Genomic DNA, 14,404 nt, shown 5'->3' with positions numbered 1-14,404 from the left:
TTAAACCTTTTCTTGAATCCCGTTGGTCAGTGCCTGCACAACCAGTTCCATTCGCGCACTGCGGGAACCTTTCACCAGCACAGTGGTGTTTCCATCCAGTTCCGGGGCGAGTGCCTGAATCAGCGGCTCGCGTTCGGAAAAATTCCTTTGTCCGTGTTGGCGGCCCGCGGCGAATTCCACACTCGCCGCGCCGCTCAAAGTCCCCAGGGTAAACAGCTGGTCGATACCCCGTTCGCGGGCCAGCTTCCCCATATCCCGGTGCGCGCTATCCGCCTCCGGACCCAGTTCGGCCATATCGCCGAGCACCAGGATTTTCTTGCCGGTGCGCTGGGCCAGCAATTCAATGGCCGCACTGACCGACCCAGGGTTGGCGTTGTAGCTGTCATCAATTACCGTGGCGCCATTACGCCCCTCTTGTGACTGCATTCGCCCGCCCACGCCTTTGGCTGCACTCAGGCCACTTGCAATTTCCGCCACAGGGATTCCTGCAGCGTGAGCGCAGCCGGCGGCTACCAGCGCGTTATGCACATTGTGCTCACCGAGCACGCGCAACTGCACCGGGTGCGAAACCCCTTCGACAATCAAATCGAAAGAGGCACAACCCAGCTCATCTATTTGAACGTTATCCGGATGCACCGCGCACTGATGACCGAAACCAACTTCCAGCGTGCGCACGCCCTCCGGCATTTCGCCGCGCCAATAATCCGCGTAGTTATCGTCCGCGTTCACCACCGCAATCCCTTCCGGATCGAGGCTGGTGTAAATCTGCCCCTTGGCGGTGGCGATGCCATCCACCGAGCCAAAACCTTCGACATGTGCAGGCATCACATTGTTGACCGCAGTGATCCCGGGTTTGGCAATGCCGCACAGATAGCCGATTTCATTGGGGCCGCTCGCCCCCATCTCGACGATCAGAACTTCATGCTCCGGCGCCAGGGAAAACAGGGTCATGGGCACGCCGAAGTGATTATTCAGATTACCCCGGGTAACACACACCTGATGACGCTGACCAAAAATGGCCGCCATCATTTCCTTTACCGTGGTTTTGCCACAGGAACCGGTAATGCCGATAACCGGGCCACTGAATTGATCGCGACACTGGCGACCAATCTGTCCAAGGGCAATATTGGTGTCCGGCACCAGCCACTGGGGCATGCTGGAGTTTTCCAGGCGCTTTTCGGTAACCAGGCCTAGAACCTCGCCATCGACTTTTTCCAGAAAGTCGTGGGCATCGAAGGTCTCGCCGCGCAACGCGACAAACAGTGCACCGGAATCCAGCTTGCGGGTATCGGTGCACACCGCATCAAACGTCACCGAGCCATTGATCAGCTCTCCGCCAAACCGTTGCTGTAACTGTTCCAGGGAGATCGGCGCAATCATTGTTCGCTCCCCGCGGTTGCACGCTGATCCAGGGCGGCGGCGGCCTGCTCACGATCGCAGAAGTGCAGTTTTTCACCGCCGATCAGCTGGTAGTCCTCGTGGCCCTTGCCGGCGATCAGAACCGTATCGCCCGGCTCGGCTTGCGCAATCGCAAAAGCGATGGCTTCTGCGCGATCGATTTTCACCACACACTGCTGACCATCAATGCCTTGCACTATGTCATCGATAATTTTCTGCGGATCTTCACCGCGAGGATTATCGCTGGTGACGACCGCGCAATCTGACAGCTCTGCTGCGATTCGCCCCATGGGGGCGCGCTTGCCGGAATCGCGATCACCACCGCAGCCAAAAACACACCACAGTTTGCCGCGACAATACGGGCGTGCGGCTTCCAGTGCCGCGCGCAGCGCGTCCGGAGTGTGGGCGTAATCCACCAGTACGTTGATATCTTCTGCCACACTGCTGGCGACACGTTCCATCCGCCCAGGTACCGGGCGAATCGTTTCAAACGCGGCGAGGATTTCGTCGAGCGGCATTCCCGCGGCGCCCGCCGCAGCAACAACGGCCAGAGCGTTGTGAATATTGAAATCACCAATCAACGGTGCTTTCAGTTCGCCTTCACCCCAGGGGCTAATTAAATGTACGGAAAAACCACTGTCCAGGCGCTTCAGGTCGCGGATCTGTAGATCACCGGATTGCAAACCGTAGGTAATGGTTTTCAGGCCGCGCAGCTTGCAGCGCTCAACCATCTGCGCACCAAAGGGGTCGTCAATATTGATCACACCGCGCTTCAGCTTCGGCAAACCAAACAGTTTTTCTTTGGCGGCACCGTAGGCGGCCATATTGCCGTGATAATCCAGGTGATCCCGGGTCAGATTGGTAAAAACCGCGGTATCAAATTCCAGCCCGTGCACCCGCCCCTGCGCCAGGGAGTGGGATGAAACCTCCATGGCGCCAGCGCGGGCACCCAGCGCAAAAAACTCTGCGTAGTCTTTTTGCAGTCGCACCGGGTCAGCGGTGGTGAGGCCGGTGTCCACAAGCTGGCTATCGCCGTTTTTCCAGACACCATTGCCGATGGTGCCCATCACTGCGGCACTGCCAAAATGTGCGGCCAGCAGTTGTGCGGTCAGATAGGCACAGGTGGACTTTCCATTGGTGCCGGTCACCCCCACGAGATACATGGAGGCACTGGGGTTACCGTAAAAACGCGCGGCGATTTCACCCACGCGTGCAGCAAGACCGGGCACGGTGACGACCTGCACGCCGTTGCGCTCCTCACTGCCGAGGGCCTCACCATCAGCCAGTACCACTGCTGCACCGCTGCTGATGGCACTGTCGATATATTCGCGGCCATCCACTACAGTGCCGCGCAACGCCATAAACACATCGCCCGGCTGCACCTGGCGGCTGTCGAGTGCGACACCGGTGACACAAATATCAGGAATACCTGCGTAGCCCGGCACCAGCGCTGTTAGGGATACGCTGCGCACTTCTTTCGCGCCGGTTTGGTTTTGATTGCGCTGGGTCACGATGTGGTACCTCTCTCGTCCAGCTGCGTCGCCAGCTGTCGCTCGGCGGGCGCAATTTCTTCCGGTGGCACCTGCAGCAAGCGCATGGCGCCAGTCATTACTTTTCCGAACACGGGCGCGGCGACTTCACCGCCGTAATACTTGGCGCTGGTGGGATCGTCGATCACCACCACTGCCGCCAGGCGCGGATTGCCTGCCGGTACAAAGCCCGCAAATACCGAGCGATAACGGTTATCCGCATAGCCTTCACTACCGACCTTGTGCACGGTGCCGGTTTTACCCGCGACCCGGTAGCCCTCAACTGCTGCGTGCTTGCCGGTGCCCTCAGGGCCGATCACGGTTTCCAGCATCGCGGTCACTTCCCGTGCCAGCTCCGACTCTACAACCCGATCGGCGGGCTCTGCCTTTTTTCCCTGCTCCAGAATCAGCGAAACCGGGCGCTTGAGCCCGGCGTTGGCGACCACACTGTAGGCCTGAGCCAGTTGCACCGCGTTTACTGTTAAACCGTAGCCGAAGGCAAAGTTGGCCAGCTCAATGGGGTGCCATCGTCCCCGGGTTGGCAGGATGCCGGGAGCCTCCCCGGGGAACCCACTGCCAACGGCCTCACCCAGCCCCAGTCGGTAAAAAAGCCCCCGCAGGGTTTCCGGCTCCAGATCCATCGCCACCTTGGTGATACCCACCTGACTCGATTTGGTAATCACCCGGGTCAGATCGATTTCGCCGTAGTTCACCGGGTCCAGCAGGGTCTTGCCCGGCAGGCGAATATAGCCGGGGCTGGTATTGATCCGGGTATGCGGCTGCCAGCGGCCGGTTTCCAGCGCCGCAAGTGCGGTCAGTGGCTTGATGGTGGAACCCGGCTCGAACTGGTCGATCAGCGCGCGGTTGCGCATGGCGGCCGCTTTCACCCCGGCGCGGTTGTTGGGGTTAAACGATGGCTGATTGGCCATTGCCAGCACATCGCCGGTGCGGGTATCCAGAATCACCATATAGCCGGACGCGGCGCCATTTTCCGTGACCGCCTTTTTTAGCTCCCGGTAGGCCAGGTACTGCAGGCGCATATCAATAGTGAGCTGCAGGTCGCGACCAGGGCGCGCCTCCTGCTTCACTGCCAGATCGCGCACGGTGCGGCCTTTCAGGTCTTTCACTACCTGACGCTTGCCGGGCTCGCCAGCCAGGGACTGCTCATAGGCAAGCTCCAGCCCTTCCTGACCGAGGTCGTCAATATTAGTAAAGCCCAGCAGCTGGGCAGTGACTTCACCGGCCGGGTAAAAGCGGCGGTATTCTTTTTTGCTGTAGACACCCGCGAGGTCCAGCTTCAGGACTTTCTGCGCACCTTCTGGAGTCATATGACGGCGCAGGTACATAAAGCCCTTGTTGCGGTACTTTTCCAGACGCTTGGCGAGACGCGCGGGCGGCGTGCCCAGGGCGGAGGCCAGTTGGCGCAACTGGTCGGCGCTTGCCTCTTTCAGCAGTTGCGGATTTGCCCAGATGGTGTGCACCGGGGTACTTACCGCGAGCAGTTCACCGTTGCGATCGACAATGCTGCCGCGGTAGGCGGCAATTTCTTCGGTGCGGATTGTGCGGGCGCGCCCCTGATCCTGCAGGAAGCGGTAACCCTTGTCCTGCTCCGGCAGCACCTGCAGGCCAGCCAGGTGTACCACCAGGGCTGCGGCGAGCGCACACAGTAGCCCCGCCACCAGCGCAAAGCGCCAGCGGGCGATACCCGGCTGCTGTTGTGGTTGCTGCTGCTTTTTCACGGCACCCATGATTGAGGCTATCCCGAAATCCCTGTTGTTATCGCAATCTTCTTTGCGGCGCTGCTTCGCCGTCTGTTTACCTGTCTATTCGGCCATCTAATCTGTCGTTACCAGCACCCGCTCCGATGGCCCGGGCGCGTGCATATCCAGCTTATCTTTTGCCACCTGCTCGATCCGGCTATAGGCCGACCAGGCTCCGCGCTCCAATAACAGTCGCTCCTGCTCATAGCGCAGCTCATCCCGGTAGCGCTGCGCCTGCTCCAGCTGCGCTGTGAGTACCCGGCTCTGATGCGTGGTGTGCACCACCCCCAGGGCGGACACCATCACCAGCCCCCAGAGCCCTGCCAGCCACCACTTGTTTGTCGCCGTCGCCGCCATAACCTGCGATCAGCCCAGACGCTCGGCAACACGCATTACGGCACTGCGCGAACGGACGTTTTCGCCCACTTCCTGGGCCTCGGCCTTTACAGCCTTGCCAATCGAGCGCAGGGTTTTGTTGATCTGGCTGTCCATCACCGGCAGCCCGCGAGGCAATTGCGGCCCCTTTTCCTGTTCGCGGATAAACCGTTTCACAATCCGGTCTTCCAGCGAGTGGAAGCTGATAATCACCAGCCGCCCGCCCGGCTTGAGCAGCGCCAGCGACTTGTCCAGCGCCTGGTACAGGTCATCCAGCTCGCCATTGATATGGATCCGGATCGCCTGAAACACGCGCGTGGACGGGTGCTTGCCTTTTTCCCAGGCCGGATTCGCGGCCTTGACCACTTCCGCCAGGTCCAGCGTCCGCTCAAATGGCTTTTCGACCCGCCGACGCGCGATGGCCCCGGCCATACGGCGCGCAAAACGCTCCTCACCGTACTCTTTGAAGACCCGCGCCATTTCGGCTTCGGACTCGGTATTCACCCACTCCGCCGCGCTGATACCGCGGCTGGTATCCATGCGCATATCCAGCGGGCCGTCCTGCATAAAGCTGAATCCGCGCTCCGCCTGATCCAATTGCGGCGAGGAGACACCCAGATCCAGCAGGATTCCGGTTACCTGGCCCGCGTGACCGGCGACGGCCTGATCCATATCGGCAAAAGAGCCATGCCAGATATCAAAACGCGACTCGCCGGCAAAGCGCTCGCGAGCAAATTCGATGGCCTGCGGGTCTTTATCCACCGCCACCAGACGGCCCGCGTCACTCAGCTGTTCAAGCACCAGCGCACTGTGGCCACCGCGACCAAAGGTGCCATCGACATACAAGCCGTCCGGATCCACCACCAGGGCGTCCACAGCCTCGCGCAACAACACACTGCGATGCAGATCCTGGGACACCCCACTCTCCTGCGATTAGTTGAATTCGTTTACAGGGAGAGAGAGGCCATTTCTTCCGGCATCTCTCCATCCCCCTCACTGTCGTCGAGCCAGTCCATCCAGCGGTCCTCGCTCCACAACTCCAGTTTTTTCCCTTGCCCCACCAGCATCAGCTTTTTCTCAAGCCCCGCGTACTCGCGCAAGGTGGGCGGGATCAGCACGCGGCCGTTGCCGTCCACCTGCAGCTCGCAGGCATAACCGATCAACAACCGCTGGGCGCGACGCGCCACTTTATTGAAACTGGACAGCGCCTCGATCTTTGGAAGAATTTCGCGCCACTGTGCATCAGGATAGACGAGCAGGCAGCGCTCTTCCGTATGCGCTGTCACAACCAGGCGACCACCGCAATCTTCCAGCAGCGAGTCTCTCACTCGCGCCGGAATCGCCAGACGCCCCTTGGCGTCCATATTGATTGCGTGACTGCCCAGATACATGGATCAGCAATTGCCTGGTTATTAATCAAATTTCATCCGCAGAGCGATGACACTTCCTGCCACCCGGCGACACGGTGTTGCGTGAATTACCACTCACCACCACATTCGCCCCACTTTGCCCCACAAATTTCCACTTTTCTCCACCTACGACACTATAAATCTGGGCGCAACAAAGTCAAGGAAATAGCGGGGAGAAAAGGGGAAAAGGCCTAGTAATTTCGCGGCCTGCAGGCGAAGTGTTTACATTTCAAACAGAGGTGGGGTTGCGCAAAACTGCAGCAGAGCAAGCACTTACTCTGCCAACTTAACAAGTCACTTTAACTTCACGCGAAAGCCCCATGAGCAGACTGAAAAAGCACAAAAGTAAGCAGGCACTTACGAGAACTGACCAGCCACAACTCACCCGGAGGGAAATTTGCGCCAATACGGACTTTCGCGCCACGCCCTACAATTCATGCAAAGGGGAAGGCTTGGGGCGTCGAGTCTGCGGGGATAGAACGGAGAGGCATATAAAAATCAGCTTTTATTATTTTTAATGGACATCGACACGCTGTAGCTTTGCCCTATTCAAAATTCAGCAGGAATTTATCGACATGGGCCTATCCGCCGGACTGAGCAAACAGAGCGTTCCCACTCGCACCTTCCACCACGGTGCCGACCTGGATGCGCTCAACCAGCGTTTCAAAGGCAGCAAACCCAGTGAAATCATGGCCTACACCATCGCGGAAGCCGAAAACCCCGTGGTCTTCACCAATTTCCGCCCCCTGGCCGTCGCCTTTTTGCACCTGGTCACCCGCGCCAAGCCGGACATCCCGGTAATCTGGGTAGACCATGGCTACAACACGCCGGAGACTTACCGCCATATCGAGAAGGTCATCAAGCTGCTAGACCTGAACCTGTACACTTACTCGCCGAAAATGTCCGCGGCCCACTACAACGCGGTGTACGGCGGCATTCCGCCCCTGGACACTCCGGAGCACGACTTTTTCTCGCGCACGGTGAAGCTGGAACCCTTCAACCGCGCCATGCAGGAGCTGAAGCCGGACGTCTGGCTAAACGGTATCCGCCACGACCAGAACGCGCACCGCAAGGGGCTGGATGTCTTCACCAAGGGCAACCACGGCACCATCCGCGTAGCGCCGATGTTCCACCTCAAGGAAATTGATGTGGAAGAGTATGTTTACGAGAACGATCTGCCGGATAACGATGTGTACTTTGACCCGACGAAGGGCGAGGAACACCGTGAGTGTGGGTTGCTGCTGCAGAAGTAGCCCCAAATAGTCGACGCGAAGGGGCTGATATCGGGTACGGCCTTGCGAGACCTTCTGCGACAGGGATGTCGCGGAAGAGCCCCCAGGGATGGGTTGAGGGGGGGCGCCTAGCTCGTGTCTCGCAAGGCCATACCCGGTAGCAGCACCGCCACCGGACCCTTCAAGCACCAACACCGCCACCCGATTGAACCAGCAGCACAAACGCGCCACTATTACGTAAGAATAAGTCGAGTCAGCCGATAAGCCGGGTTCTGTCGCGGACAATCATTCATCTGGGATGCCTGTCACCAGACACCTCAAGCGACCTACCCGCCCCCAGTGCGGGTCACACCTTTTAGCTTTCGCTATAGGGGGCCTATTTGGTCTTGCTCCGAACGGGGTTTACCGTGCCACGAACTGTTGCCAGTCGCGCGGTGCGCTCTTACCGCACCCTTTCACCCTTACCTGTGCTTCCGAGGAAGCCATCGGCGGTCTACTCTCTGCTGCACTTTCCGTAGGCTCGCGCCCCCCAGGCGTTACCTGGCGTCCCACCCTATGGAGCCCGGACTTTCCTCCATCTTACCGCCCGAAAGCAGTAAAACAGCGATTGTCTGGCTGACTCGGGCGCGAAGGTTAATGAGCACTGACCCCGGATGCAAGCCAAATCCTCTCAGTACCTATTTAAAGTTCCCTGGCGGTGGCGCTACCGGGTATAGCTTTGTGAGACACGCCGTGAACCCTTCCCTGGGGGCTCTTCCGCGACATCCCTGTCGCAGAAGGTCTCACAAAGCTATACCCGGCATCGTCACCTGCTCATCTGACACTGTTACTTCTGCGACAACGACCAGTTATACAGCACCTTTTTGTTCACCCCGGTGATCTCCGCCGCCACGGCTGCTGCCCGCTTGGGCGGCAACTCCGCCAGCAGCAGCTTCATTACTCGCTCGGACTCACTATCCAATTCCGAGACCTTCGCCTCCTCTGCACCGCGCACCAGCAGCACTATCTCACCGCGCTGCTGATTGCTATCCGCCCTCACCCACTCCACCAGTTCAGCGAGCGGCAACAACTGAATCGTCTCGAATGCCTTGGTCAGCTCCCGTGCAATCACCGCTTCGCGCTGCCCGCCGAAGCTCCCAGCCATCGCCTCCAGGGTCTCCAGCACCCGGTGTGGGGCTTCGTAGAACACCATGGTGCGAGTTTCGCCCGACAGTGCAGAAAGCACCTTTTCCCGGGCCAGGGACTTGGCCGGCAGGAAACCCTCGAAGGTAAAGCGGTCACAGGGCAACCCCGCCGCGGACAGGGCGGCGACGAAGGCGCAAGGGCCGGGAATGGGTACCACCGGGAAGCCCTGCTCGCGGGCCTCGCGCACCAGGCGATAGCCCGGGTCGGAGATCAACGGGGTGCCGGCGTCGGATATCAGCGCTACGGTCTGCCCCTGGGCGAGTCGCTCGAGGATCTTTCCGGTACGGACGTCGTCCGAGTAGTCATGGTAGGCAACCAGCGGCGTATCGATGGAAAAGTGGGAAAAAAGTCTCTGACTGTGACGGGTGTCTTCCGCCGCCACGAGATCCGCGGATTGTAGAACTTCAACGGCTCGCGGTACCATATCCGCCAAATTGCCAATGGGCGTCGCGACGATATAAAGCACCGCTGTATCAAGCCCCATAGTTCACTCCAGAATAAGTTTTGTGGGAGAAGAATATGTCCGCCCTTTCCCGGCGCATTCCCTTCATTTTAAATAGCCTGGCCGCAGGCACCCTGGCGCTGGCGCTGGCCGGCTGCCAGACCCCGAGCACCCAGCCTGGCGCGCAGATCCCTGCCACCCCGGGGGACGGGGTCACTGCCAACCGCCAGAGCGCCATGCGCCTGATGAGCGAGGCGCGCCAATTGCCGTCACCGCAAAAGGACCAGGCGCAATTGCAGGCGGCCGCCATTCTATACGGATTGGGCGATAACGCGACGGTCAGACAGGCTGCGAGCAGTATCGACCCGGAGCAGCTGACCGATTCCGAGTACGCGCAATACGCGCAGGTCTACGGCAGCGCCCTGGCTGCCGACGACGAGTTTTTCACCGCGCTCGATCTGGTCAGCGCACCGCGCCTGGAGCAGTCCTGGTTCCAGATTCCGGCAACCACCGCCCTGCCCCTGCGCAATCTGCGCGCAGATCTGTGGAGCCTGATGGGGGATATCGACAGCGGAATCAAGGAACGCCAGCGGATTGCGGGCCTGCCACTGGATGAACAGTCGGCCTACACCAACAACGACGGCCTTTGGCAACTGTTGACGCAGCTCCCCTCCAAAGAGCTGCGCCTGCGTGCTGAAGAGAGCCTGTCACCAGAAATGCGCGCCTGGTATCAGCTGGCGCTTTTGGGGCGCGATACCCAGGCAGATATCAGCACCCAGCTGACCGCGCTCAGCCGCTGGCGCCAGCAGTGGCCGGCACACACGGCGGTACAGCACCCACCCCAGGCGCTGCAGCTGCTGGAACAACTGGCATCCCAGCCGGCACAGAATGTCGCCCTGCTGCTGCCGCTGTCCGGCCCTCTGGGCTCCGCGGGGCACGCCATTCGCGACGGCTTTATGGCGGCCTACTACAGCGCGCTGGATGCCGGCGCGCCCACCCCGCAGGTACAGGTGTACGACACCGGCACCCAGCAGCCGTTTGAAGAGATTTACCAGACCGCCATCAACAACGGCGCCCAGGCAATTGTGGGCCCGCTGGACAAAAGCAAGGTGGCCAACCTGCTGGCGACCGAGAAACTCCCGGTTCCCACGCTGGCCCTCAACTACGGCGACGAAGGCCGCCTGACCGACGATCTGGTGCAGTTTGGCCTCGCCATTGAAGACGAAGCCCGCCAGGTGGCGCAGCAGGCGTACCGCCAGGGCCACCGTCAGGCGATGATCCTGGCACCGGAATCCGGCTGGGGCCAGCGCGGCCTGCAGGCATTTACCGAGGAGTGGAACCGCCTCGGCGGAAGTGTCAGCGTCAGCCGCAATTACAAGGACAACAGCAACTTCTCACAACTGGTGAGCGACGCACTGCTGATCCCGGAGAGCAAAGAGCGCGAGCGCGCACTGCGCAGCAAACTGGCGGCCCCGCTCAAGTTCACCCCGCGCCGTCGCGGCGATGTAGACATGCTGTTTGTGCTGGCACAGCCGCAGCAAGCGCGCCAGATCAAACCCATGCTGTCGTTCTTCTACGCGGGCGAACTGCCGGTGTACTCCACCTCGCAGATTTTTGCCGGCAATGTGGACCGCCAGCGCGACCGGGATATCAACGGTGTGCGCTTTACCGCCCTGCCGTGGCTGTTTGAAGACGACAACCAGACCAAACAGAATATTGTGAAGCAGGCAGCTCCAGCGCCGGCCTTTGCGCGGCTCTATGCGCTGGGTGCCGATGCGTTCCGCCTCTACCCGCGCTTGCCGATTCTGCGCCAGTTCCCGGAGCAACAGGTTTACGGGCTCACCGGGGCATTGAGCCTGACCTCTGACGGCCGCATCGTGCGCGAGCAGATCTGGGCGAAAATCGACAAGGGAGCACCGGTGCCCATCACCACCGCCGAAGCACCGCCTGCAATTTCCGACAGCAGCGCGCGCAACGATTGATCGAAAATCGTAACGCGCTCGTCAACCGAGCGCGTCTTTTTGGTTAGCGCTTTCCTCGGACCCGGAAAGCATGGAAAAAGTGTATGGATACCACCAGTATTGGCAGCCAGATGGAAGCGGAGGCCGAGCGGCATTTGATTGCGGCCGGACTGCGTATTGTGGAACGGAATTTTAGCGGCCGCTTTGGCGAGATCGACCTGATCGCCCGCGACAGAAACACGCTGGTGTTTGTGGAAGTGCGCTACCGCCGCAACCGCCTGTTTGGCGGTGCCGGAATGTCCGTTGACCAGCGCAAGCAGCGGAAACTGTTGCTCACCGCCAACGGTTACCTGCAGATGCGCGGACTGGACTGCCCCTGTCGCTTTGATGTCATCACCATCGAGCAGGGACAGCGCGGCGAACCATTGAATTTAGATTGGATACAAAACGCCTTCGGGCAATAGTTCACCCCTTTACGGCTACGTTCACCCATAGGAAAACACAGAGTACATGGAACAGAGAGTGGTAACGCTGTTTCACCACAGCATTGAAGCAACCATGAATGCGGGTGAACTTTTGGCACCTTACATTGCCGAAGCCAGCGAAATGATCGTGCACACCCTGCTGGCGGAAAACAAACTCCTGATCTGTGGCAATGGATTGAGTGGCGCGCTGGCACAAAGTTTTTCAGCACAGTTGATGGGCGGTTTCGAGCGCGAACGCCCGGGGCTACCGGCCATTGCATTGAACGGCGATGCGGTAACCACCGGTACTGTCGCGCGCAATCACGGCCGTGCCGAGTCTTACGCGCGGCAAATTCGCGCCCTGGGGCAACCCGGTGATCTGCTGGTCATCATCAGCACCGATGGACAGGATTCGAACCTGGTCCAGGCCATTCGCGCCGCCCACGATCGCGATATGGGCGTGCTTGCCCTGACCGGCGGCGAAGGTGATGGCGACTGTACTGCCCTGCTCGACGTGCACGACATAGAACTGCGTGTTCCCTCTCCGGTAGCACCGGAAGTGCACCAGGTACATTTACTGATACTGTTCTGCCTGTGCGACCTGATCGACAGTAGCCTGTTTGGCGGATTCGAGGAGTAATCCATGCAACCGAGCACCCATAAAAATCTTTCTAGAAAACGTTCCACCTCGCTGAAGCTGGCCCTCGCCGGCGGCCTGCTGGCCCTTGTGAGTGGCTGCGCCACTGTGCTGGACGCCACCCACGACGGTCCTATTCAGCCCGATCCGGGCGAGCGCAGCTTCGGCACCTATATTGATGACCAGCAGCTGGAAACCATCACCCGGGTAAATCTGCGCAAGGCGCACCCGGAGTTAAAAGAATCCAATATCGACGTCACCAGTTTTAATGGTGTAGTGCTGTTGACAGGTCAGGTATCCAGTAACGACTTGCGCGACCTCGCTGGGCGAACCGCGCAACAGGTACACTCGGTGCGCCAGGTGTACAACGAGATTCAGGTGCGCGGCACAACCTCCGTACTGGCTCGCACCAGCGATACCTGGCTGACCACCAAGGTTAAAAGTGTCCTGCTTACCGATAAAGAAATCGACAGCGGGCGCATCAAGGTGGTTACGGAAAACGGTGTTGTCTATCTGATGGGCCTGCTAACCCGACAGGAAGCCGAGAACGCAGCGGAGAAAACCCGTACCGTCGGTGGCGTACAGAAAGTGGTGAAAGCGGTGGAATATATCGACTGACTTTCCCAAGCAGAGAAAAGCCCGAAGCAGAGAAAAGAAAGTACCGAAAACAAAAAACGGAGGCATTGCCTCCGTTTTTTGTTTCTAACAAGCGAACCCGTTACGGGCGCTCGATCGCAATCGCCGTTGCTTCACCACCACCGATACACAGGCTCGCCACCCCCTTCTTCAGGTCGCGATTCTCCAGTGCCGCCAGCAGGGTAACAATTACCCTCGCACCACTGGCGCCGAGCGGGTGCCCCAGCGCGCAGGCACCACCGTTCACATTGACCTTGTCGCGAGACAGGTCCAGCTCTTTCATCGCAGCCATGGTGACCACGGCAAATGCTTCGTTAATCTCATAAAGGTCTACATCTGCCGCACTCCAGCCAGTTTTATCCAGCAGGTTTGCCATAGCCGAGACCGGTGCAGTGGTGAACCATTCTGGCGCGTGAGCAAACTGGCTCTGGCCACGCAGTATTGCCAGCACTTTTACTCCACGGGCTTTCGCCTCGCTCTCGCGCATCAACACCAGAGCTGCAGCACCGTCAGAAATGGAGCTGGCGTTGGCCGCGGTGACAGTACCATCTTTGCGGAAGGCCGCACGCAGCTGGGGGATCTTGTCCGGGCGCGCATTGCCCGGGCCTTCATCCACGGAGACCTCGTGATCACCTTTGCGGGTGCTCACGGTGACCGGAGAAATTTCGCGCCGAAAGGCGCCTGACTCAATCGCAGCATTGGCACGCGCCAGTGACTCGATAGCAAAGGCATCCTGCTCTTCCCGGGAGAAGCTGTACTTGTCCGCGGTGCACTCGGCGAAGTTACCCATCAACTGGCCGTCATAGGCATTTTCCAGACCATCGGTAAACATATGGTCCAGCACCTCACCGTGCCCGAGACGCATACCGCCACGGGCTTTCGGCAACAGGTAGGGCGCATTACTCATGCTCTCCATACCACCAGCCACAACCACTTTGGCATCGCCGGAAAGCAGCGCATCGCGGGCCATCATTACGGTTTTCATCCCCGAGCCACAGACCTTATTGACTGTGGTGGTCGGGGTACCCTCCGGAATACCCGCCCCCAAAGACGCCTGGCGAGCAGGCGCCTGCCCCAGGCCCGCGGGCAATACACATCCCATCAACACTTCGTCCACATCCGCTGCATCCACGCCGGCATCAGCGAGGGCACCACGAATCGCCACCGCGCCAAGCTCCGGGGCGCTGAGGCCGGACAAAGCCCCCTGCATTGCCCCCATTGGCGTACGGGAAATACCTACGATGACCACAGGGTCTTTTGTTTGCTCGCTCATGCTATTTTCACTCCATATTTTACGGAAACCGCCGCAAATGGCTGACCAGTATTGCGCCAAGTCCTGATTTGGTGGCGAATTATAACCCAGACACCCGATGAGA

General features: G+C 59.7%; 13 protein-coding genes and 1 other RNA gene. 5 read left to right on the top strand and 9 right to left on the bottom strand.

The features are described from left to right. The 6 genes from ACXAG1_RS08155 to mraZ form a co-directional block, all read right to left on the bottom strand. Positions 1 to 1,380 carry a UDP-N-acetylmuramoyl-tripeptide--D-alanyl-D-alanine ligase gene (locus ACXAG1_RS08155; RefSeq protein WP_475093683.1) on the bottom strand — a complete coding sequence of 460 codons (1,380 nt, stop codon included), beginning with the start codon at positions 1,378 to 1,380 and terminating at the stop codon, positions 1 to 3. Continuing rightward, on the bottom strand, positions 1,377 to 2,909 hold the full coding sequence (locus tag ACXAG1_RS08150; RefSeq protein WP_475093684.1) for a UDP-N-acetylmuramoyl-L-alanyl-D-glutamate--2,6-diaminopimelate ligase: 1,533 nt from the start codon (positions 2,907 to 2,909) through the stop codon (positions 1,377 to 1,379). Before ACXAG1_RS08150 ends, ACXAG1_RS08155 begins: the two co-directional genes overlap by 4 nt. Further along, positions 2,906 to 4,675, bottom strand: coding sequence for a peptidoglycan D,D-transpeptidase FtsI family protein (locus ACXAG1_RS08145; protein ID WP_475119452.1), 1,770 nt, complete (start codon positions 4,673 to 4,675; stop codon positions 2,906 to 2,908). The genes ACXAG1_RS08150 and ACXAG1_RS08145 overlap by 4 nt, the downstream gene beginning before the upstream one ends. A gap of 87 nt (positions 4,676 to 4,762) precedes the next feature. Further along, on the bottom strand, positions 4,763 to 5,044 hold the full coding sequence (ftsL, locus tag ACXAG1_RS08140) for a cell division protein FtsL (protein ID WP_475119451.1): 282 nt from the start codon (positions 5,042 to 5,044) through the stop codon (positions 4,763 to 4,765). A 9-nt stretch (positions 5,045 to 5,053) separates the two neighbouring features. Then, on the bottom strand, positions 5,054 to 5,980 hold the full coding sequence (rsmH, locus tag ACXAG1_RS08135; RefSeq protein ID WP_475119450.1) for a 16S rRNA (cytosine(1402)-N(4))-methyltransferase RsmH: 927 nt from the start codon (positions 5,978 to 5,980) through the stop codon (positions 5,054 to 5,056). A 29-nt stretch (positions 5,981 to 6,009) separates the two neighbouring features. Continuing rightward, complete coding sequence (gene mraZ, locus ACXAG1_RS08130; RefSeq protein WP_231759774.1) at positions 6,010 to 6,453, bottom strand: division/cell wall cluster transcriptional repressor MraZ; 444 nt, start codon at positions 6,451 to 6,453, stop codon at positions 6,010 to 6,012. Positions 6,454 to 7,046: 593 nt separating this feature from the next. Between mraZ and ACXAG1_RS08125 the strand changes: the two genes are divergently transcribed. After that, the gene (locus tag ACXAG1_RS08125) at positions 7,047 to 7,724 is read left to right on the top strand and encodes a phosphoadenosine phosphosulfate reductase domain-containing protein (RefSeq protein ID WP_475093688.1); all 678 of its coding nucleotides are present in this window, start codon (positions 7,047 to 7,049) and stop codon (positions 7,722 to 7,724) included. Positions 7,725 to 7,948: 224 nt separating this feature from the next. Here ACXAG1_RS08125 and rnpB read toward each other — a convergent pair. Beyond that, positions 7,949 to 8,326, bottom strand: an RNA gene (rnpB, locus tag ACXAG1_RS08120) — RNase P RNA component class A. 203 nt (positions 8,327 to 8,529) lie between these two features. Next, complete coding sequence (gene rsmI, locus ACXAG1_RS08115; protein ID WP_475119449.1) at positions 8,530 to 9,372, bottom strand: 16S rRNA (cytidine(1402)-2'-O)-methyltransferase; 843 nt, start codon at positions 9,370 to 9,372, stop codon at positions 8,530 to 8,532. A 35-nt stretch (positions 9,373 to 9,407) separates the two neighbouring features. On the opposite strand from rsmI, the gene ACXAG1_RS08110 reads away from it, so the two are divergent. From ACXAG1_RS08110 to ACXAG1_RS08095, 4 genes are all read left to right on the top strand, one after another. Further along, the gene (locus ACXAG1_RS08110) at positions 9,408 to 11,312 is read left to right on the top strand and encodes a penicillin-binding protein activator (protein WP_475119448.1); all 1,905 of its coding nucleotides are present in this window, start codon (positions 9,408 to 9,410) and stop codon (positions 11,310 to 11,312) included. Positions 11,313 to 11,395: 83 nt separating this feature from the next. Next, on the top strand, positions 11,396 to 11,755 hold the full coding sequence (locus ACXAG1_RS08105; RefSeq protein WP_475093691.1) for a YraN family protein: 360 nt from the start codon (positions 11,396 to 11,398) through the stop codon (positions 11,753 to 11,755). 46 nt (positions 11,756 to 11,801) lie between these two features. Continuing rightward, positions 11,802 to 12,395 (top strand): SIS domain-containing protein, encoded by a 594-nt coding sequence (locus ACXAG1_RS08100; protein WP_475093692.1) that lies wholly within the window; start codon positions 11,802 to 11,804, stop codon positions 12,393 to 12,395. 3 nt (positions 12,396 to 12,398) lie between these two features. Further along, positions 12,399 to 13,010 carry a BON domain-containing protein gene (locus ACXAG1_RS08095; protein WP_475093693.1) on the top strand — a complete coding sequence of 204 codons (612 nt, stop codon included), beginning with the start codon at positions 12,399 to 12,401 and terminating at the stop codon, positions 13,008 to 13,010. Positions 13,011 to 13,110: 100 nt separating this feature from the next. Here the strand turns inward: ACXAG1_RS08095 and ACXAG1_RS08090 are convergent, their stop codons facing one another. Then, the gene (locus ACXAG1_RS08090) at positions 13,111 to 14,301 is read right to left on the bottom strand and encodes an acetyl-CoA C-acyltransferase (protein ID WP_475093694.1); all 1,191 of its coding nucleotides are present in this window, start codon (positions 14,299 to 14,301) and stop codon (positions 13,111 to 13,113) included. Between the last annotated feature and the right edge of the window lie 103 nt (positions 14,302 to 14,404).

It is taken from the genome of Microbulbifer sp. ABE4_465, from assembly GCF_056160765.1.
This window is presented reverse-complemented; position numbering and strand designations above follow the sequence as displayed.

Coding starts and splice junctions, on each gene's coding strand:
- ACXAG1_RS08155 (WP_475093683.1), bottom strand. CDS start 1,380: ATGATTGCGCCGATCTCCCTGGAACAGTTACAGCAACGGTTTGGCGGA.
- ACXAG1_RS08145 (WP_475119452.1), bottom strand. CDS start 4,675: ATGGGTGCCGTGAAAAAGCAGCAGCAACCACAACAGCAGCCGGGTATC.
- ftsL (WP_475119451.1), bottom strand. CDS start 5,044: ATGGCGGCGACGGCGACAAACAAGTGGTGGCTGGCAGGGCTCTGGGGG.
- mraZ (WP_231759774.1), bottom strand. CDS start 6,453: ATGTATCTGGGCAGTCACGCAATCAATATGGACGCCAAGGGGCGTCTG.
- ACXAG1_RS08125 (WP_475093688.1), top strand. CDS start 7,047: ATGGGCCTATCCGCCGGACTGAGCAAACAGAGCGTTCCCACTCGCACC.
- rsmI (WP_475119449.1), bottom strand. CDS start 9,372: ATGGGGCTTGATACAGCGGTGCTTTATATCGTCGCGACGCCCATTGGC.
- ACXAG1_RS08110 (WP_475119448.1), top strand. CDS start 9,408: ATGTCCGCCCTTTCCCGGCGCATTCCCTTCATTTTAAATAGCCTGGCC.
- ACXAG1_RS08105 (WP_475093691.1), top strand. CDS start 11,396: ATGGATACCACCAGTATTGGCAGCCAGATGGAAGCGGAGGCCGAGCGG.
- ACXAG1_RS08100 (WP_475093692.1), top strand. CDS start 11,802: ATGGAACAGAGAGTGGTAACGCTGTTTCACCACAGCATTGAAGCAACC.
- ACXAG1_RS08095 (WP_475093693.1), top strand. CDS start 12,399: ATGCAACCGAGCACCCATAAAAATCTTTCTAGAAAACGTTCCACCTCG.
- ACXAG1_RS08090 (WP_475093694.1), bottom strand. CDS start 14,301: ATGAGCGAGCAAACAAAAGACCCTGTGGTCATCGTAGGTATTTCCCGT.